Annotated in this window: 17 protein-coding genes; 11 read left to right on the top strand and 6 right to left on the bottom strand. The window is 54.5% G+C overall.

Going from position 1 to position 20073, the window contains the following annotated elements:
* Positions 1–5: 5 nt before the first annotated feature.
* The 8 genes from hisC (at position 6) to FIV39_RS31160 (ending at position 7775) form a co-directional block, all read left to right on the top strand.
* Positions 6–1118 (top strand): histidinol-phosphate transaminase, encoded by a 1113-nt coding sequence (gene hisC / locus FIV39_RS31195; RefSeq protein WP_090407431.1) that lies wholly within the window; start codon positions 6–8, stop codon positions 1116–1118.
* Positions 1119–1146: 28 nt separating this feature from the next.
* Positions 1147–3357: a bifunctional prephenate dehydrogenase/3-phosphoshikimate 1-carboxyvinyltransferase gene (locus FIV39_RS31190; protein ID WP_244176494.1), complete on the top strand. Its 2211-nt coding sequence runs from the start codon at positions 1147–1149 to the stop codon at positions 3355–3357.
* Positions 3354–4043 (top strand): (d)CMP kinase, encoded by a 690-nt coding sequence (gene cmk, locus FIV39_RS31185; protein ID WP_003172653.1) that lies wholly within the window; start codon positions 3354–3356, stop codon positions 4041–4043. The genes FIV39_RS31190 and cmk overlap by 4 nt, the downstream gene beginning before the upstream one ends.
* 120 nt (positions 4044–4163) lie before the next feature.
* Positions 4164–5849, top strand: coding sequence for a 30S ribosomal protein S1 (rpsA, locus tag FIV39_RS31180; protein WP_027604177.1), 1686 nt, complete (start codon positions 4164–4166; stop codon positions 5847–5849).
* A 153-nt stretch (positions 5850–6002) separates the two neighbouring features.
* The gene (locus FIV39_RS33650) at positions 6003–6284 is read left to right on the top strand and encodes a hypothetical protein (protein ID WP_090407422.1); all 282 of its coding nucleotides are present in this window, start codon (positions 6003–6005) and stop codon (positions 6282–6284) included.
* 128 nt (positions 6285–6412) lie between these two features.
* Positions 6413–7075 (top strand): acetyltransferase, encoded by a 663-nt coding sequence (locus FIV39_RS31170; RefSeq protein WP_090407419.1) that lies wholly within the window; start codon positions 6413–6415, stop codon positions 7073–7075.
* Positions 7076–7223: 148 nt separating this feature from the next.
* Positions 7224–7517, top strand: coding sequence for an integration host factor subunit beta (gene ihfB / locus FIV39_RS31165; protein WP_090407416.1), 294 nt, complete (start codon positions 7224–7226; stop codon positions 7515–7517).
* 9 nt (positions 7518–7526) lie between these two features.
* The gene (locus tag FIV39_RS31160) at positions 7527–7775 is read left to right on the top strand and encodes a lipopolysaccharide assembly protein LapA domain-containing protein (RefSeq protein ID WP_276544442.1); all 249 of its coding nucleotides are present in this window, start codon (positions 7527–7529) and stop codon (positions 7773–7775) included.
* Positions 7776–7815: 40 nt separating this feature from the next.
* Here the strand turns inward: FIV39_RS31160 and FIV39_RS31155 are convergent, their stop codons facing one another.
* From FIV39_RS31155 to FIV39_RS31130, 6 genes are read right to left on the bottom strand one after another with little or no spacing between them, the layout of a single operon-like run.
* Positions 7816–8940, bottom strand: coding sequence for a glycosyltransferase family 4 protein (locus FIV39_RS31155; RefSeq protein ID WP_090407413.1), 1125 nt, complete (start codon positions 8938–8940; stop codon positions 7816–7818).
* Positions 8933–9973: an NAD-dependent epimerase/dehydratase family protein gene (locus FIV39_RS31150; protein WP_090410106.1), complete on the bottom strand. Its 1041-nt coding sequence runs from the start codon at positions 9971–9973 to the stop codon at positions 8933–8935. Before FIV39_RS31150 ends, FIV39_RS31155 begins: the two co-directional genes overlap by 8 nt.
* Positions 9974–9984: 11 nt before the next feature.
* Positions 9985–11268 carry a nucleotide sugar dehydrogenase gene (locus FIV39_RS31145; RefSeq protein WP_090407410.1) on the bottom strand — a complete coding sequence of 428 codons (1284 nt, stop codon included), beginning with the start codon at positions 11266–11268 and terminating at the stop codon, positions 9985–9987.
* A gap of 30 nt (positions 11269–11298) precedes the next feature.
* Complete coding sequence (gene asnB, locus FIV39_RS31140; RefSeq protein ID WP_090407407.1) at positions 11299–13245, bottom strand: asparagine synthase (glutamine-hydrolyzing); 1947 nt, start codon at positions 13243–13245, stop codon at positions 11299–11301.
* An 18-nt stretch (positions 13246–13263) separates the two neighbouring features.
* The gene (locus FIV39_RS31135) at positions 13264–14493 is read right to left on the bottom strand and encodes an O-antigen ligase family protein (RefSeq protein ID WP_090407404.1); all 1230 of its coding nucleotides are present in this window, start codon (positions 14491–14493) and stop codon (positions 13264–13266) included.
* A gap of 2 nt (positions 14494–14495) precedes the next feature.
* On the bottom strand, positions 14496–15911 hold the full coding sequence (locus FIV39_RS31130) for an oligosaccharide flippase family protein (RefSeq protein WP_159440135.1): 1416 nt from the start codon (positions 15909–15911) through the stop codon (positions 14496–14498).
* A gap of 669 nt (positions 15912–16580) precedes the next feature.
* Between FIV39_RS31130 and FIV39_RS31125 the strand changes: the two genes are divergently transcribed.
* The 3 genes from FIV39_RS31125 (at position 16581) to FIV39_RS31115 (ending at position 20015) form a co-directional block, all read left to right on the top strand.
* The gene (locus FIV39_RS31125) at positions 16581–17177 is read left to right on the top strand and encodes a sugar transferase (RefSeq protein WP_090407398.1); all 597 of its coding nucleotides are present in this window, start codon (positions 16581–16583) and stop codon (positions 17175–17177) included.
* A gap of 184 nt (positions 17178–17361) precedes the next feature.
* Positions 17362–18540 carry a DegT/DnrJ/EryC1/StrS family aminotransferase gene (locus FIV39_RS31120; RefSeq protein ID WP_090407395.1) on the top strand — a complete coding sequence of 393 codons (1179 nt, stop codon included), beginning with the start codon at positions 17362–17364 and terminating at the stop codon, positions 18538–18540.
* Positions 18541–18974: 434 nt separating this feature from the next.
* Positions 18975–20015: an MraY family glycosyltransferase gene (locus FIV39_RS31115; protein ID WP_090407392.1), complete on the top strand. Its 1041-nt coding sequence runs from the start codon at positions 18975–18977 to the stop codon at positions 20013–20015.
* Positions 20016–20073 lie beyond the last annotated feature (58 nt).

Below are 20073 nucleotides of genomic sequence, written 5' to 3'. Positions count from 1 at the left end.
TTAACATGAGTGGCAACTTCCTCGCCCTGGCTCAGCCGGGCGTGCAACAACTGTCGCCTTACGTTCCGGGCAAGCCTGTGGACGAGCTGGCGCGTGAGTTGAACCTGGATCCTTCCAAAATCGTCAAGCTGGCGAGTAACGAGAATCCACTGGGTCCAAGCCCCAAGGTATTGGCGGCGATTCGCGAAGAGTTGGCCGAGCTGACCCGTTACCCGGACGGCAATGGCTTCGCCCTCAAGTCGCTGCTGGCAGAAACATGCCGGGTCGAGCTGAACCAGGTAACCCTGGGTAATGGCTCCAACGACATCCTCGAGCTGGTCGGCCGTGCCTACCTGGCGCCGGGGCTGAACGCCGTGTTCAGCGAGCACGCGTTTGCGGTTTACCCGATCGTCACCCAGGCAGTCGGTGCCGACGCCCGCGTGATTCCTGCCAAGGACTGGGGCCATGACCTGCCGGCCATGCTGGCCGCCATCGACGCCCAGACCCGCGTCGTGTTTGTCGCGAACCCGAACAACCCGACCGGCACCTGGTTCGATGCGCAAGCGCTCAACGACTTCCTGCAAGACGTGCCTGAGCATGTGCTGGTGGTGTTGGACGAAGCCTACATCGAGTACGCCGAAGGCAGCGACCTGCCGGACGGCCTGGATTTCCTGGCGGCCTACCCGAACCTGCTGGTGTCGCGAACCTTCTCCAAGGCCTATGGGCTGGCGTCGTTGCGGGTTGGCTACGGCTTGTCGACGGCGGTGGTTGCCGATGTGCTGAACCGCGTGCGCCAACCATTCAACGTTAACAGCCTTGCCCTGGCAGCCGCCTGTGCGGCGGTGAAGGATGCCGAATACCTGGAAGAGGGTCGCCGCATCAACGCAAGCGGCATGCTGCAGTTGCAGGATGGCTTCCGGGAACTGGGCCTGGGCTGGATTCCCTCCAAGGGCAACTTCATCTGTGTCGACCTTGGCCAAGTGGCTGCCCCGGTATTCCAGGGGCTGCTGCGCGAAGGTGTGATCGTGCGGCCGGTGGCCAACTACGGCATGCCGAACCACCTGCGGATCACCATCGGGTTACCGGCTGAAAACAGCCGCTTCCTGGAGGCGTTGGCCAAGGTCCTGGCTCGTGGTTGATGTCACTGCATTGCAACCTGCTGTGCCTATGATCGGTCGCCTGGTGGTAGTGGGGCTGGGATTGATCGGCGGCTCCTTTGCCAAAGGCCTGCGCGAGAGCGGGCTATGTAGGGAAGTGGTCGGGGTGGACCTGGACCCGCAATCACGCAAGCTGGCGGTGGAGTTGGGCGTAGTGGATCGCTGTGAGGCGGACCTGGCGCTGGCGTGTCAGGGTGCTGACGTCATCCAGCTCGCTGTGCCGATCCTGGCGATGGAGAAACTGCTGGCGGTACTGGCCGGCATGCACCTGGGCCAGGCGATCCTGACGGACGTCGGCAGTGCCAAGGGCAATGTGGTGCGTGCGGCGCAACAGGCCTTTGGCGGCATGCCGTCGCGTTTTGTGCCGGGCCATCCGATTGCCGGTTCCGAACAGAGCGGGGTGGAGGCGTCCAATGCGCAGCTGTTCCGCCGCCATAAAGTGATCCTGACGCCACTGGAACAAACCGATCCGGCCGCGCTGGCCGTGGTGGATCGTCTCTGGCGTGAGCTGGGGGCGGACGTGGAGCATATGCAGGTCGAACGCCACGACGAAGTGCTGGCGGCGACCAGCCATTTGCCGCATCTGCTGGCATTCGGCCTGGTGGACTCCCTGGCCAAGCGCAACGAAAACCTCGAGATTTTCCGTTACGCCGCCGGCGGCTTCCGCGATTTCACGCGGATTGCCGGCAGCGATCCGGTGATGTGGCACGACATCTTTCTCGCCAATCGCGAAGCGGTGTTGCGCACCCTGGACACCTTCCGCAGTGACCTCGACGCCTTGCGCGATGCGGTCGATGCCGGGGATGGCCATCAATTATTGGGCGTGTTCACCCGTGCGCGGGTGGCGCGTGAGCATTTCAGCAAGATTCTGGCTCGCCGGGCCTATATGGAAACCGCTGTGAACGCCGATGACCTGACCTTCCTCGCCAACCCAGGCGGCCGCTTGAGCGGGCGTATCCGGGTGCCGGGTGACAAGTCGATCTCCCATCGCTCGATCATGCTCGGCTCGTTGGCCGAGGGTGTGACGGAGGTGGAAGGGTTCCTTGAGGGTGAAGACGCCCTGGCGACCCTGCAGGCGTTTCGCGACATGGGCGTGGTGATTGAGGGGCCGCACCATGGGCGCGTGACCATTCATGGCGTGGGCTTGCACGGCTTGAAGCCGGCGCCGGGGCCGATCTACCTGGGTAATTCCGGTACGTCCATGCGCCTGCTATCCGGGTTGTTGGCGGCGCAACGCTTTGACAGCGTGTTGACCGGCGATGCTTCCCTGTCCAAGCGCCCGATGAACCGCGTGGCCAAGCCATTGCGAGACATGGGCGCGGTGATCGAGACCGGGCCGGAAGGGCGTCCGCCGCTGACCATTCGTGGTGGCCAGGCGCTGAAAGGCATGAGCTATGCAATGCCGATGGCCAGCGCCCAGGTCAAATCCTGCCTGCTGCTGGCAGGGTTGTATGCCGAAGGTAAAACCGCGGTGACCGAGCCTGCGCCGACCCGAGACCATACCGAGCGTATGTTGCGCGGGTTTGGTTACCCGGTTGCGGTGGAAGGTGCTACTGCGTCGGTGGAGTCGGGTCATGTACTGACGGCGACCCATATTGAAGTGCCGGGGGACATCTCCTCTTCGGCCTTCTTCCTGGTGGCGGCTTCGATTGCCGAGGGTTCCGAGTTGCTGCTGGAGCATGTCGGCGTCAACCCGACCCGCACCGGGGTGATCGATATCCTGCGATTGATGGGGGCAGATATCACCTTGGAGAACCCGCGCGAAGTGGGTGGCGAGCCTGTCGCTGACCTGCGGGTGCGGGCAGCTGCGTTGAAAGGGATCGAGATCCCTGAGGCGCTGGTGCCGTTGGCGATCGACGAGTTCCCGGTGCTGTTCGTCGCGGCGGCCTGTGCTGAAGGGCGAACCGTGTTGCGGGGGGCGCAAGAGTTGCGTGTGAAGGAGTCCGACCGTATCCAGGTCATGGCCGACGGTCTGCTGGCGTTGGGGGTGAAGTGTGAACCGACCCCCGATGGGATTATCATTGACGGTGGCCTGATGGGCGGTGGTGAAGTCCATGCCCATGGTGATCACCGGATTGCCATGGCCTTCAGTGTGGCTTCCCTGCGGGCGGCTGCGCCGATTCGTATCCATGACTGTGCCAATGTTGCTACGTCTTTTCCGAACTTTCTTACACTGTGTGCCCAAGTCGGCATCCGTGTTGCCCAAGAGGCTCAATTGTGAATATCAAAGCACCGGTGATTACCATCGACGGGCCAAGCGGCTCGGGCAAAGGCACGATCGCCGGCATCCTGGCCAAGCGCCTGGGCTGGTGCCTGCTGGATTCCGGCGCGCTGTACCGCCTGCTGGCGTTTGCCGCACGCAACCATGGCGTCGACCTGACCAACGAAGAATCCCTGAAGCTGCTGGCCGCGCACCTCGATGTGCAGTTCGTCGGCGCGACGGAAGGTCATCCCCAGCGCATCATCCTGGAAGGGGACGATGTGACCGATGATTTGCGTAACGAGCAGGTCGGTTCCTGGGCTTCCCAGGTTGCCGCGCTGCCGGCTGTGCGTGATGCGCTGTTGCAGCGTCAGCGGGCTTTCCAGGAGCCGCCGGGCCTGGTGGCCGATGGCCGTGACATGGGCACGGTCGTGTTTCCCGAGGCGCCGCTGAAGATTTTCCTGACCGCCAGCGCCGAGGAGCGGGCTCGCCGCCGCTACTTGCAGTTGAAGGGCAAAGTCGATGGTGTTAGTCTGTCGAGTCTGCTAGATGAGATCCGTGCACGCGATGAGCGTGATACCCAGCGCGCAGTAGCCCCGCTAAAACCGGCGGCTGATGCTATACAGCTGGATTCCACGGAGTTGTCCATCGAGCAGGTGCTGGAACGCATCTTGAGTGAAATCGCCATTCGCGATATCGCCGGGTGATCAAGAAGGCCGCAGGGGACCAGTCATAGTCCTGCGGTGGCTTCTTTTAACTGAAACTGACCCACACCGTCTGGGGTGTGGAGATGGGCGTATTCTTCGCCCTTATCAACAGGAATTAAAATGAGCGAAAGCTTTGCGGAACTCTTTGAAGAAAGCCTAAAAACCCTGAACCTTCAGGCAGGCTCCATCATCACCGGTGTTATCGTTGATATCGATTACCAAGCTCGCTGGGTAACCGTTCACGCTGGTCTGAAGTCTGAAGCTCTGATCCCGCTGGAACAGTTCTACAACGATGCTGGTGATCTGACAATCAATGTCGGTGACGAAGTTCACGTTGCTCTGGACTCGGTTGAAGACGGTTTCGGTGAAACCAAGCTGTCCCGTGAAAAAGCCAAGCGCGCTGAATGCTGGATTGTTCTCGAAGCAGCCTTCGCAGCTGAAGAAGTGGTCAAGGGCGTTATCAACGGTAAGGTTAAAGGCGGCTTCACTGTCGACGTTAACGGCATCCGTGCGTTCCTGCCAGGTTCTTTGGTCGACGTTCGTCCTGTGCGCGACACCACGCACCTGGAAGGCAAAGAACTCGAATTCAAGGTCATCAAACTCGACCAGAAGCGCAACAACGTTGTCGTTTCCCGTCGCAGCGTCCTGGAAGCAGAGAACTCCGCCGAGCGTGAAGCTCTGCTGGAATCCCTGCAGGAAGGCCAACAAGTCAAAGGTATCGTCAAGAACCTCACCGATTACGGCGCATTCGTCGATCTGGGTGGCGTCGATGGCCTGCTGCACATTACCGACATGGCTTGGAAGCGTATCAAGCATCCTTCCGAAATCGTCAATGTTGGCGACGAGATCGATGTCAAGGTTCTGAAATACGATCGCGAGCGCAACCGTGTTTCCCTGGGCCTGAAGCAACTGGGTGAAGATCCATGGGTCGCTATCAAGGCCCGTTACCCAGAAAGCACTCGCGTAACCGCGCGTGTTACCAACCTGACCGACTACGGCTGCTTCGCTGAGCTGGAAGAAGGCGTTGAAGGCCTGGTACACGTTTCCGAAATGGACTGGACCAACAAGAACATCCACCCTTCGAAAGTCGTACAAGTCGGCGACGAAGTGGAAGTTATGGTTCTGGACATCGACGAAGAGCGTCGTCGTATCTCCCTGGGCATCAAGCAGTGCAAATCTAACCCATGGGAAGATTTCTCTGGCCAGTTCAACAAGGGCGATAAAATCTCCGGCACCATCAAGTCGATCACCGATTTCGGTATCTTCATTGGTCTGGACGGCGGCATCGACGGCCTGGTTCACCTGTCCGACATCTCCTGGAACGAAGTTGGCGAAGAAGCTGTTCGTCGTTTCAAGAAGGGCGACGAGCTGGACACCGTTATCCTGTCGGTTGACCCAGAGCGCGAGCGCATCTCCCTGGGTATCAAGCAACTGGAAAGCGATCCGTTCTCCGAGTACGTTCAAGAGAACGACAAAGGCGCAATCGTTAAAGGCACTGTGAAAGAAGTTGACGCCAAAGGCGCCATCATCGTTCTGGCCGACGATATCGAAGCGACTCTGAAAGCCTCCGAAATCAGCCGTGACCGCGTTGAAGACGCGCGCAACGTTCTGAAAGAAGGCCAGGAAGTAGAAGCCAAGATCATCAGCGTTGATCGTAAGAGCCGCGTGATCCAGCTCTCCATTAAGTCGAAAGACGAAGTTGAAGAGAAAGAAGCAATCCAGAGCCTGAAATCGGCTCCGGAAGCTGCAACTGGCGAGACCACCATGGCCTCCCTGCTGCGCGAAGCAATGGCTAAGCAGAACTAAGTTCTGTAAGGCTGTAAAAAAGGGCGACTTCGGTCGCCCTTTTTTTTTGCCTGTTGAGTCAGCAGCTAAGAACCAAGGTGTATAGCTCAAGGTCAGAACTGACTATAGTCTTTGGGAGATCGTTCCCGCGTTGCTGATTTAGTAAGGATTTGAATGAACAGGCTTTTTCTAATGCTCACATTGGCGATGCTTGCAGGGTGTGCTGCCAGCGCCAAAACACACGCACGGCATGGCGTCAGTGGCGTCGAAGTAGACTGCTCAGGGCTAGGCTCGAGCTGGGAGAAGTGCGAGAAGCGTGCGGATCGTGAGTGCAGGATGCAAGGCTACAAAGTAGTGACAAAGTCCAGTGATGCCAAGGAAGAGGATGGTGGCTACCTGTTTGGTTGGAATCCGGCGGGTGCGGTGACTAGGACGATGTTGGTGATTTGTAATTGAGTAAGATTTTAATGCTTGGTCAATGACGGTAATTGGAGAGTGGACAGGAGTACTAATCGCTCTCGGGAAGCACCAGACTTAGTGATAAGGTGTACTTGGTAATGGGGTCGAGTGTTAGGTGAGCTAGTATGCAAAAGATTGTGATAATAGGTTCTTCGGGTCATGCTAAGGTCATTTTGGACATAGTTGAAAAGCAGGCACTGTACTTGGTGGTGGGGCTGATTGATTCTTTCAGGGGAGTGGGTGAAGAGAGCCTTGGCTATCCTGTTATCGGGTGCGAATCAGACCTTCCAAGGCTTCTGGTTGAGCACTCCGTTGAGGGAGCCATTATTGCTATTGGTGATAATAGCGTTCGTGAGAAGGTATATAAATCTCTCTTGGAGTTGTGCCCGAAATTACCCTTTGTTTGTGCTATTCATCCAGGCGCCAGTATTGGCAAGGGCGTGACCATTGGGGTTGGAACTGTCGTTATGGCTGGTGCGGTGGTGAATCCCTGCTGTGAGGTGGGACGGTTTTGTATTGTTAACACCAAGGCCTCACTGGATCACGACTCGGTGATGGAGGATTTTTCTAGCTTGGCTCCAGCCGTAACAACAGGGGGGAACTGCCGAATAGGAAGTCACTCAGCTATTGGCATCGGTGCGAATTTGCGTCATGGGGTCACTGTTGGTGAGCACGCAGTGGTCGGCGGTAACTCGATGGTTTTGAGCGACATTGATCCTTTTGTGGTTGCCTATGGGGTACCGGCAAAAAAAATCAGGTCAAGGCGGAAGGCCGACAAGTATCTTTGAAGAGGTTTTGATTCAACTGCTCGCGTGTCGTGGGGCTTGAAGGCAGGCTTATGAAAGATTAGTGAGTTTTTGGACTGTTCAAAATCTGCGGGTCATGCTAAAACCGTCAAAGCGCTTTTCCTAGCTGCTTGAAAAAGAAGGGAAAAATATGACGAAGTCGGAGTTGATCGAACGAATTGTCACCCATCAAGGGCTGCTTTCATCCAAGGATGTAGAGCTGGCTATCAAGACTATGCTTGAACAAATGTCTCAGTGTTTGGCTACTGGGGATCGGATTGAGATTCGCGGGTTTGGTAGCTTTTCGCTGCATTATCGGGCACCCCGTGTGGGGCGTAATCCTAAGACAGGTCAGTCCGTTAGTCTCGATGGCAAGTTTGTGCCTCACTTCAAGCCTGGCAAGGAGCTGCGGGATCGAGTCAATGAGGATGAGGACCCGATTTAATAGAGCTGGATGAGGAGTTATCTTGTGCGTTTAGTTAAGAACTTATCTCTGCTACTGGTCGTTTTGGCAGTGCTGGTGGTTACCCTGTTATTCTCACTTGAGAATCAGCAGTCTGTTTCTTTAACGTTTACAGGGTGGTCTGCGCCGTCATTGCCCGTATCATTTTATGTTGTGGTGGCCTTCTTGCTGGGGTTGCTGTTAGGGCCTTTGTGGGGCGTTATGATTGTTCGTCGTAATAATAAACGCCCTCGCAAGTAGTTCGCCTACTTGCAAAGGCTGATTCTAGAATTGACGTTGTCTAACCGTGCAGTTCCATTGCTGCAATCATGATTGCGTTTACGCGATGGACATCATACTTCTGCTCCGCAAGTTCACGGCTCGTTCTGCCCATTCGTTCGCGCAATTCCCTTGAGCTTGCCAGGTGTCCCATTGCTTTGGCAAGATCGGCCGAGTCGCGAGGTTTAACGAGATAGCCGTTTTCACCATCTATTACAGTTTCACGGCATCCAGGTGCATCGGTAGTGACAATCGCTCGTGCACAGGACATAGCCTCCAATACCGAGCGTGGTGTCCCCTCACGGTAGGATGGCAGTACAAACACGCTGCAGGCGGCAATATGGGGCTTCACGTCACTGACAGCGCCGTGGTATTGAATAAGGCCCTCTTTCTCCCAAGATGAAATCATCTCTTCGCTTATACCGGATGGATTTGAGTCCATCGGCCCGACCAAGTGAAAAGTAGCGTGCGGATAGATGGGTTTGAGCAACCGTGCTGCTTCTGCGTACTCGACCACCCCTTTATCCCGTAGTACTCGGCCTACAAACAGAAAGCTTGGTTGCTCCGGCAGTGGTGCTACCGGAAAGCTGTCAGTATCCACTCCCGAACCATTAACAACCAAAGTTGGAATGTTTTCGCTGGATAGTCCTCGCTCCTTGAACAGTTTTTGGTCATCCGGATTTTGGAAGAATAAACCTGTCGCAAAGCGCAACCCAAATTTATACAGGCCAGAGGCGACCCGTTTGACGAGGTTGCGACTGAGGCTTACTTCGGCATCGGTGAATGCGTATCCCAGACCTGTAATCAGTGCATAACGGCGCTTTATGCCTGCCAAGCGAGCCGCAGGCAGGCCGTAAACCACTGGTTTGATTGTATAGGCTAGCACCACATCAGGCTTTATCTTACGCAGGCATTGGCTGAGTTGCAGCAAGTAGCGCAAGTCGGCAAAGGGATTCAGTCCCGCACGGGACATCGGTACCACGTAGTACTCCACCCCTTTTTCGGCGAGTCGTTTGCGTACGGAGTCATCGTTTTCCGGTGCGATGGCGGCAACTTCATGACCGTTCGCTCGCATCGCGTCCAGAAGATCACCGCGAAACCGGATCAGTGATTCGGCAAAACCGGCGATTACGACAATTTTAGACATACTTACCTACGTGCGCCGTGTAATAGGTGGCAGAGTCCTGTAGGCCAGCGGCAATACGATGCGTCGGCGCATAACCTAACAGGTTTTTGGCTTTGCTGATGTCTGCCTGGGAATGGCGTACATCGGCCGCCCTGAAATCACCGTAGACAGGCATCGCACTGTTGAGTGCTGGTTGGATTGCGCCAGCCAGCTCCCGGATATGGACGAAGAGGTCATTCAGCGTAGTGCGGTCGCCCACGGCAACGTTGAAAACCTGATTAACGGCGTCGGTATTTTGCGTCGTAGCCGCGAGCAAATTGGCCTGGACGGTATTGGCGATGTAGCAAAAGTCACGGCTGGTTTCGCCGTCACCATTGATGTGAATAGACTCACCGCGCAGTAACGCTCCAAACCATTTCGGGATCACGGCTGCGTATGCGCCGTCAGGGTCCTGCCTAGGGCCAAACACGTTGAAGTACCGTAGACCTATAGTTTGCAGTCCATAGCAGCGTGCAAATACATCCGCATACAGCTCGTTGACGTATTTGGTGACAGCGTAAGGGGAGAGTGGACGACCAATATGCTCCTCAACCTTGGGCAGGGCAGGGTGGTCGCCATAGGTTGAGCTCGATGCGGCGTATACGAAACGCTTTACCTTGGCGTCTCGGCTTGCTACCAGCATGTTCAGGAAACCGTCAATGTTGGTGCCATTGGTTCGAATGGGGTCTTCAAGTGAGCGAGGCACGCTGCCTAATGCCGCTTGGTGAAGGACGAAGTCGGCACCGTGTTCCAAAGCTCGCTGGCAGTGTTCCAGCTTGCGTATATCGCCTTCTACAAACTGGAACCTGGCCCATGCAGAGTCGGAAACCGTATTTTGAACCAAATCGAGATTACGTTGATGACCCGTTTCGAAGTTGTCCAGGCCGATTACGCGTTGATTCAGTTTGAGGAGGGTTTCCAGCAAGTTTGAGCCGATGAAGCCCGCGACGCCGGTGATAAGCCAACTGCGTGGCGAAGCTGCCAATTCTTGGCGCAGTGTCTCGTACGCATTCATATCATTCTCCATTACAGACGCCAGAAGCGTGCACCGGCGCTTTCTAGGGCGGGGCCGTCGCAAATGCCTTTCACATCAATGACAACAGGCGCGTTGTGCATCAGCTTCAAGTAGTCTTCAGATGCCCATTTGGCATATGCGTCATGCGCAACAGCAACCACGACGGCCGCGGCTGGCTTGAGTTCGTTGAGGGGAAGCAGCGTGACACCATATTCATGCAGTGCTTCTACTGGATCGGCCTGAGGATCGAAGACTTGTACCTTGACGTCGAACTCTTCCAGTTCACGAATGATGTCGATGACCCGAGAGTTACGTAGATCAGGGCAGTTTTCTTTGAAGGTCAGGCCAAGTACTGTGACGACGGCGCCTGCAATTGGATGACCAGCATGAATCATCTGCTTGATGGCTTGTTGTGCAATAAAGGCGCCCATACTATCGTTGATACGACGACCCGCCAGAATAACTTGTGGGATGTAGCCAAGTTTTTCAGCCTTGTGCGTCAGGTAGTAAGGGTCGACGCCGATGCAGTGACCGCCGACCAGGCCTGGCTTGAATTTCAGGAAGTTCCACTTGGTACCGGCGGCTTCCAGGACATCCAGAGTATCGATACCCATGCGGTCGAAAATCAACGCCAGCTCGTTCATCAGTGCGATGTTAAGGTCGCGCTGAGTGTTTTCGATCACTTTGGCTGCTTCGGCCACTTTGATAGAGGCCGCTTTGTAAACGCCGGCGGTCACTACGGAGCTGTATACGTCAGCGACAATTTCAAGGGTGGCCGCGTCTTGCCCGGATACCACTTTTTTAATCTTGGTGAATGTGTGCTCTTTATCGCCCGGATTGATTCGTTCTGGGCTGTAGCCCACGGTGAAATCGGTACCGCACTTCAAGCCTGATATGCGCTCAAGAATTGGTACGCAGATATCTTCGGTCACACCTGGGTAGACGGTAGATTCATAGACGACGATGTCGCCCTGCTTGAGTGCTTTGCCTACGCTTTCCGAGGCTTTTACTATCGGCGTCAAGTCCGGTTGATGAGCGTCGTCTATCGGTGTAGGTACGGCAACGATATGGAAATCCGCTTGGGCGAGAACACCTGGCTTGCTGGTGAATTCGATTTGCGCCTCACCCAATTCGTTGTGGCTCACTTCATTGGTACGATCATTCCCGGCGCGAAGCTCTTCCAGCCGACTTTCGTTGATATCGAAACCGATTACCGGGCCGTGTTTGCCGAACGCTACGGCCACAGGTAGGCCTACATAGCCCAGTCCGACCACTGATACCTTTCTCGGATACATGGGGTTTCCTTTAATAAATGAAATCTGTTTTCAGATAGCTTGTTTTTGATCGAGCCACGCCTGGAACATGAGCACCGGCCACAGCTGGTGCTGGTAGTTTCCTTGGCCTCGTAAGTGTTTTTCCCACACGGTTTGGATCATTCCCGGTACAAAATAGCCTTCACTGGCCAGTCTTTGCGGATCCAGCAAAGCGTCAGCCCATTCGCGCAAGGGGCCTCGAAGCCATTCGTGCAGTGGAATACCAAAGCCCATTTTCGGGCGTTCAATCATTTCTCGCGGCACATAGCGATAAAGTAACTGGCGCAATATCCATTTGGTGCTGCCATTACGGATTTTCAGCGACATTGGCAGCGACGAAGCAAATTCGACGATCCGATGATCCAGAAAGGGCACGCGGGTTTCTAGGCTCACCGCCATCGCGGCTCGGTCCACCTTGGTAAGAATGTCATCTGGCAGATAAGTCATCGTGTCCTGGCGCATCATCCAGGATGCAAAGTCGCTGTCTCCGACAGACGCCGGGCCGCGAAGCTGGGAGGCACCTATCACGGCTTCAGATGCATTTTGCCATTGCGATACGACTCGGTCATACATTTGGCTGGGCGAGTCATGCTGCATGACGTTGGCCAGCTTGTGGAGCTTGTCTCCGGGTAGCCTTACACGCAGGCGGGCCGGAGTGAATGGGCTTAATGCGGTGGCAATGGAGTTCCAGCGATCCGGAGAAGTGGACTCTATCATTCGGGCTGCCAGTCTGCGTGCGGGGCCCGGGACGCGGCCCAATTTTTTCCACACGCCAGGTAAGTATTGGTAGCGATTGTACCCGCCGAACAATTCGTCGCCCGCATCGCCGGACAGGCTGACCGTGACATGGTTGCGTGCCAATTGAGAAACCAGGTAAGTCGGAATCTGCGACGAATCGGCAAAAGGTTCGCTGTAAATCTCAGGCAGCTTTGATATGACGGCCAGTGCGTCCGCTCCGGACACGTAGAGCTCGGTGTGGTCGGTGCCCAGGTGGCGAGCGACTGCTTTCGCGTGCTCAGCTTCGTTGTATCTCGGGTTATCGAAACCGATCGTGTAGGTCTTGACCTGCTGGGAGGACAGCGACTGCATCAGGCTGACAATCAGGGTTGAGTCGATGCCGCCAGACAAGAACGCCCCCAGCGGGACATCGGCAACCATCTGGTCACGTATTGTTGCACCCATCAATTCTTGAAGTTGGTCAACTGCTTCTGTATCGGAAAGAGAGAAACCGCTTTCGGTTTGTGCGCTCGGGAGCTCCCAATAAGCTTGTGGTGTGCTGGCGCTGCCATTTTCAAGGTCAATTGACTTGAGCTCCAGATAAGTCCCTGCTGGCAGTTTGAAAATCCCTTCGTAAATGGAGTGTGGTGCAGGCACGTATGCATATTTAAGGAGTAGCGCGAGGCTATCCCGTGAAACAACTGCATCAAAGTTCGGATGCGCTTCAAGCGCCTGTAGTTCTGAGCCGAAGAGCAGCGCGCCTTGGCTCAGCCCGTAATAGAGAGGTTTTTCACCGATTCGATCGCGCGCCAGTGTGAGGGTTTCTTGGGGCTGGTCCCATACTGCTATCGAGAACATACCAACCAGTTTGCGCAGGGAGGCCTGAATGCCCCACTGCTCGAATGCCGCCAATATGACTTCGGTGTCTGAGTGGCCACGCCAAGACACAGGAGTCGAGCGTGCGGCATCAATTTCTCGACGCAGTGCCTCGAAGTTGTAGATCTCGCCGTTGAAAATAATAACGTAGCGCCCTTGTGGAGACTCCATTGGCTGATGCCCGGCCGATGTGAGGTCAACAATTGCAAGGCGGCGATGCCCCAAGAACAAGCCGGCGTTATTGTCCCAAGCTCCCGCGTCATCGGGGCCGCGGCGAAGAATGGCGTTGGTCATGCGGGTCAGGGCTGATGAGCCGTCATACCTGCCTTGGCTATTAGGGTGCCAGAACCCAGCGATGCCGCACATGGAGCAATCTCGTTGTAATCAAATGGGTTGATTTTTCTCGCGCGGCGTCGTGAAGCAGCCGTTCCTGACGGCCATCGCGCAAATGATCATGTAGAGGCTGAATGTCGGTTGCCGGAGCATGAAGTGGGCTCCCGAAAAAATCATTAAAACAATCAGTATGACGAGCGAGTAAGGGTCTCTGGCTTGGTACGCCCTGATGATCAGCCACAGATACAGCGCGCCGAACAGTAGTGCACCTGCAAGTCCGGTCTGGGTCAGTATGTCGAGAGCGAGGTTGTGTGCTTCTTGCTTGACTTCCGGATCATCCAGATAGGAGTAGGCACCTGGGCCATTCCCTATAATTGGTGATTCGAGCCAAGCGACAGTGGCATTGTTGCGCAATGTCTTGCGGACGCCGGCCTTGTTTTTGTCAAAGCCGACACCGAATACGGAGTCCGACTTCGCGGTGCCCGACAAGTACTCCCGGCCGGGTCCGTCGGCCATGAATTTGAATGTACCGAATGCCAGGAAAAAAGCTGCAACCAGCGCGGCGAACATCTTCCACTTGAAGGGTTTCTGCCAGACGTAAGCGATGAGTGTGAGGGTAAGCAAGCCCGCGCACCAGGAGATTAACAGTGCGTCGCTGCGTACGCTTATTCCAAAGAGAAAAATGACCCACAGAAGCAGGAAGTTGCCAAGCAGGCTTGCGCCTCTCCAGTCAGCTTCACGGTTGATCGCCATGAGCCAGATAGGAAGCGGCAGCAGAAACATGGCGAGTTGATTGGGGTTTACGGACCATCCGGAAAGACGTGGCACGGAGTAGGAGACGATCCCGAGGGTTTCTGCGAGGCCGCTAGCTTGGGTTACAAAACAAAAGAACGGAAAAGCGAGTAATGCGATCGGTACTATGATCAGGGCCTTGATTAACCGGTTGAGGTCCGACTGCGAAGCTTGTCCGATACAGGCCAGCGCAACGAGTGAGCAGCAAGCCGCATACACATACGCTATGGCTGTATGGACGGAGCTGCCGCCTTTAAGGGGGCTAATCCATGCCGCTAACCCAGCGATCACGATGAAGGCAATCCAGAAGAGCATGATTGGGTGCGTGAGATACTGCAGTGCTTGTCTGTAACGCAGCGACCACAAAAATAACAGCGCTACGGCGATCTCGCCAACGCCAAAGGGTAGGTTTGCGAAGCGCAGCGCCGTAGCTACAGAGGCAAAGACTATAAGTGCTGCGCCGACGGATATGAGATTCAACTTGAGCATTTTTACTGCCTCGGGTCACGCAAACGCCTTGCCAAAAAAGCTAGGCTGCTCATGAAAATAGCCAGTAGGACCAGTGAGGTGGTTACGCCTGCCATTCTATCGGTGGAGGTGGTGATTAAAACTGCCGCGCCTACTCCTAACCATGGCAATAATCCGATAAGTGATTTTCGAAGTGGGGACGACAATAGTATCCCGTTGCGAATGTCGACAAAAAACACGGCTAGCAGTTGAGATATGAACCACGCCCACCCTATTTCTCTTGCGTTATTTGTGTCAAACGCGAGCAGTGTAGCGGCACCAGCGCCCAGTGAGACCAGGTTAATGAGTAATGCCGTGCCTGCATCCTTCTGTGCTTGCAAAAACTCATAACCGAGCCGGACATGACCGGACATACAAATTCCGGCAAGCAGCCCTGCAGCAAACGGCGCTGCCGCACTCAAGGCCGGTAACCACTGGCTCAGCAGCGGGTAGAGTGCAAGCCCAGCGGCCGTGACGGCACCGTAAATCAGTGCGCTTGTCAGGTTCAGGCTGGAGATCTTTTTGCTGAGCCATGCTCTTTTTTCGTTATCGGCCAGCCATTCGCATATTTTCGGGTATACCAACACGGGATAGAGTGTGGCAACGAACCAGATCTTGTTCAGTACATCGTAAACGGACCTGTACTTGCCCAGCGTTTCGGCTCCATAGGCATGGCTGATATAGATAGAAATGAACTCGGTCGCGAGCACCTGCAGAAGTGCCACTCCGATGATTGGTGACGCGTGACGATAAAGCATAGCCACAAGGGGCCACTCGACTGGCGTGCGCTGCTCCGACATTTGATTGCGCCAGAACAGCCATAGGATCAAGTAGTCAGGAATTTTCCTCAATACAACGGCGGCAAGCACCCACTCGATCTGTTGGGTGGTTGCAGCGACAGCAGCAACTGTGACAAAACGACTCAGTTGGATGCACAGTTGGTATTGTGCGTAAGCAAAATGCCGGGCTTGCAACACATTCAGCATTTGGAAATACTGGCCAGGCAGGGCAAATACGTATTCAGCGACTGCCGCGACGCCAATCCAGTACGCTAAGTTGAGGTGATCGGTCTGCAGTGGAAACAGGATGGAGGTGCCCTTGGCTATCATAGGTATTGCCAGCAATAGTAGGACCCCTGTCGCAATATAGCCGACCCTGCAAGCGCTGACGAACTGGGCACGTTGATCTTGCCCGCCAGAATAGATAGCGGCAACAGCGGATTTAGAGAGTGCTGAATCTAGAAACAGCAGTGTGCTGGAGAGGATGATGTAAACCGAATAAAAACCGTAGCCTCGAAAGCCAATAAAATGAACAAGGATCGGAATGATCAGGATATTAAGTAAAAAGTTCAGGCCGTTGGCTGAGTACAGTGCGAGGGATTTCTTTAGCAAGCTATTCAATTCGGACTCCCCGTACCGTATACGGAATTTTCTCAACGTACCGGTTTGCATGGGGCAATGGTCTGGATCGAGAAGCGTGTCTTGGTCTCTGGCGCACCGAAAAATCTTTTTCTCAGTTACCTGCCCGTACCCAATGCAGGCCTAGGCTACGGCGCACTTGGATGGACGTGCTGTTAAATCAGTCTGATTCGCAGAGGGGAGAATGATACTGGATGGAGCGTTTCTGGCAAGTAAAACGAGTTGATTGCATACTTACGGGCATAATATGTATGTTTGGGAACTCCATTCATTGCTTGGTTGGCAAAATTATGATTGTCAAGGTTTCGTCTCTTTTGTGAGTCCATTTTCAGATCTTTTGTCTGAGGCGATGCCTGAAGGGGTGGTATAACTACGTCCGTACTTGGCAAGCGCTCTGTTTGAGGTCGCGTTGGTAAAATGAAAATTTTGGGATCGAATCTAATTTTATCATTGCAGGCACCATGAGCTGGACTTTTTCTTCGGGATGATGTTGTCTTTCGGGGACTCTGTGCGTTTAGCTGGCGGTGTCGCCGTCTACAGTCGTCAGTAGTTCATTAATGCGCAGGCCTTGATCCCTAGCAGTCGCCTCTGGCGCAGGTCCCATAGCGGCAATGAGTTCACGCGTTTTATAGTCAACATTTAGGTCAGCAAATGTTTAAACGGTTCTTCGATATCATGGCTTCTTTGTGCGCCCTCATTCTCCTCGCCCCGGTCATTGCCGTAGTCGCTTGGAACATTCGGAAAAAACTTGGCTCACCGGTTCTGTTTAGACAAATCCGCCCGGGCCTGGCCGGCAGGCCTTTTGAGATGATCAAATTTCGAACGATGCGTGACGCGCTCGATGGTGAGGGTAATCCTTTGGCTGACTCGGAGCGAATGACAGCGTTCGGCAGCTTCCTTCGGGCAAGCAGCCTGGATGAGCTTCCGGAGCTATGGAATGTGCTTAAGGGGGATATGAGTCTGGTAGGGCCGCGGCCTTTACTGGTGGAATATCTTCCACTTTATAGCGCAGAACAAAACCGTCGCCATCATACTCGCCCAGGGGTGACTGGCTGGGCGCAGGTTAATGGGCGAAATGCGCTCAGTTGGGATGAGAAATTCAAGCTGGACGTCTGGTATGTCGATAACCGTTCCTTTCGTCTGGACCTGAAGATTATTCTCATGACGATGAAGAAAGTGGTCGTCAAAGAGGGCATCAGCGCGGAGGGGGAGGCCACAATGTCTAAATTTACCGGGAATAACAGCTGAGGAGAGCTTTATCAGAGGGTGTATTCACTGAAGAGATTGATTTCAGCACTGACGTCGGTCTCGTCGCAGGGGTAGCTGCGATTAGCTGTATCTGTAGCGTGTTCGCGGGTGAGCTGCTGGTAAGTAGTGACATCTATGCAGACATTTATTTTTATAAGATTTTTAAATTGGTAGGGTCTGGACTGTGTTGAACTCCCCTTTTTCTCCTTGGCCTTCTTTTTCCGAAGAAGAGGCCAACGCGGTACGCGACGTCATTTTGTCCAACAAAGTCAATTATTGGACCGGGCAAGAGTGTCGCGAATTCGAGAAAGAGTTTGCTGCCTGGATCGGCACCCAACACGCTATCGCGCTGGCGAACGGAACCGTAGCTTTGGACCTGGCTTTCAAGGCATTGAGGATCGGTGCGGGGGATGAAGTCATCGTGACCCCTCGGACGTTCCTTGCCTCGGTGTCCAGCATTATCAATGCCGGTGCTGCCCCCGTGTTTGCGGACGTAGACCCCGATTCGCAGAATATTACAGCTCAGACGATCGCCGCAGTATTGACGCCGCGCACCCGAGCGATTGTTTGTGTCCACCTTGCAGGATTGGCCTGTGATATGGATCCAATCATGGCTCTGGCGCAGGAGCATGACCTCAAGGTGATCGAGGATTGTGCCCAGGCCCATGGTGCGCAGTACAAGGGCCGTTCGGTCGGTTCCATTGGCCATGTCGGTGCATGGTCCTTTTGCCAGGACAAGATAATGACCACCGGGGGTGAAGGTGGAATGGTAACGACCAATGATCGCAATTTGTGGTTGGATATGTGGGCTTACAAAGATCATGGCAAAAGCTGGGAGGCCGTCTATGAACGCCAGCACGCCCCCGGTTTTCGTTGGGTGCACGACAGTTTCGGGACAAACTGGCGCATGTTGGAAGTCCAAGGCGCACTGGGCCGTATTCAATTGCGGCGGATGCCGGGCTGGCATGAGGCTCGATTAAGCAATGCTCATAGAATCTGGTCTGCGGCTGAGCAGTTGAGGGGGGTGAGAGTTCCAGATATCACGCAGGCATACGTGCATGCGGCCTATAAATGCTACGTATTTGTCGAGCCTCAATTGCTCAAGCCCGATTGGTCGCGTGACCGTATTCTTAACGAGATTGTTGCTCGTGGCGTTCCTTGTTTCTCTGGTTCCTGTTCGGAGGTCTATCTGGAAAAGGCTTTCGATGGTACGCCATGGCGCCCTTCGGAGCGTCTACCGATTGCAAGACAGTTGGGAGATACGAGCTTGATGTTCATGGTGCATCCGGCGCTCACACCCCAGGAGATCGACAAGACCTGCCAGGTATTGGCCGAAGTCATGCTTGAGGCACAAGGCGTTTGATCTGTTAAAAAGCGTGCAGGAGATCGCTGACCAGTCCGTTTCCTGAATGGTCTGCTCGGCATGGGCGTATTCTTGGGGTTACGTAGTTTGCTGAGCCCCTGCAAAGCGGATCAACTGTTGGATAATGCGAATCCCCCCTACGTTTCATCTAAATCTGAGAGTAACGCAAGTACATGCATATGGCCGCCACTGGGTCAATGCGATGAAAAATTTGCGTTTAATGCTCATTTTTTCTCGAAACGCCTGATGAAACACGAACTTCTGGATGGTGCAGTGGGTAAATATCTCTATGGTGGTTTTTTATTTCACCACCGCAATACTTTCTATAGGACATTAGGGGGAACTGGAGGTGATATTGGAGTGTCTTTCTACTATTGGTGAGTTGGCTCGATAACAAGCGATGGTAGTACTTCTCTATTTTTATATGGAAACAGATGATGTTCTGGTGTCTTACTCTCGTCGTTGCAGTGATCTCATTCATGTTTACAGGGATAATGCGCCGCTATGCTGTCTCGCGATCTCTCATTGATGTGCCTGGTGCCAGAAGCTCACACATCATTCCGACTCCCAGGGCTGGCGGTGTTGCCATTGTGCTTGCCTTCCTCTTGGCTTTGCCTAGTTTGGCCTATGCGCAGTTGATATCGACTGCGGACCTCATGGGAATAGGGGGGGCAGGTATCCTGGTGGCCATTGTTGGTTTTTTTGATGACCACCATCCGGTTTCCGTACGCTGCCGCCTAGCCGGACATTTTTCCGCCGCTGCCTGGGCATTGTTCTGGCTCGGTGGTTTACCACCGCTTCATATCTTTGGCATGCCCGTTGGCAGTGAGTGGGTCGGTTATGTAGTGGGCGCCGTATATTTGGTATGGATGCTCAACTTATACAATTTCATGGACGGTGTTGATGGAATTGCGAGCGTCGAAGCGATTTGCGCCTGTCTTGGCGCAATTCTGCTGTATTGGGTAATGGGGTTTGAGCAACTGATTTGGTTGCCGCTAGTATTGTCAATGGCTGTTTCAGGGTTTTTATTTTGGAATTTCCCGCCGGCCCGGATTTTCATGGGAGACGCAGGTAGTGGCTTTCTTGGCATGACGCTGGGGGTTCTCTCCGTTCAGGCAGGTTGGGCGTCCTCCAATCTGTTATGGGCATGGCTGGTATTGTTGGGTGTATTTGTGGTCGATGCGACCTTCACGCTGATTCGGCGAGTTTCGCTGGGCGAGAAGTTCTATGTGGCGCATAGAACCCACGCCTATCAGTATGCATCCCGCCACTTTGGCAAACATCTTCCCGTGACACTGGCGGTAGTAGCTATCAATGTGTTTTGGCTGCTGCCCATTGCGTTGTCAATCGTGCTGTTTCAGCTGGACGGTTTTTCTTGTGTAGCGCTCGCATATGCGCCACTCGTGCTGCTGGCCATCAAGCTGGGTGCGGGGAAACCTGAAAGGGAAATCAAGGCGACCCAGGAAGATTTTTGAGCCAGGATCGACTTAGGGACTTAGAATGATAGTTGGCATGATGACATCAGGAGCGGTT

Source organism: Pseudomonas grimontii (genome assembly GCF_007858185.1).
GTDB lineage: Bacteria > Pseudomonadota > Gammaproteobacteria > Pseudomonadales > Pseudomonadaceae > Aquipseudomonas > Aquipseudomonas grimontii.
Note: the sequence above shows the minus strand (reverse complement) of the source record. Positions and strands in the feature narration are given on the sequence as shown.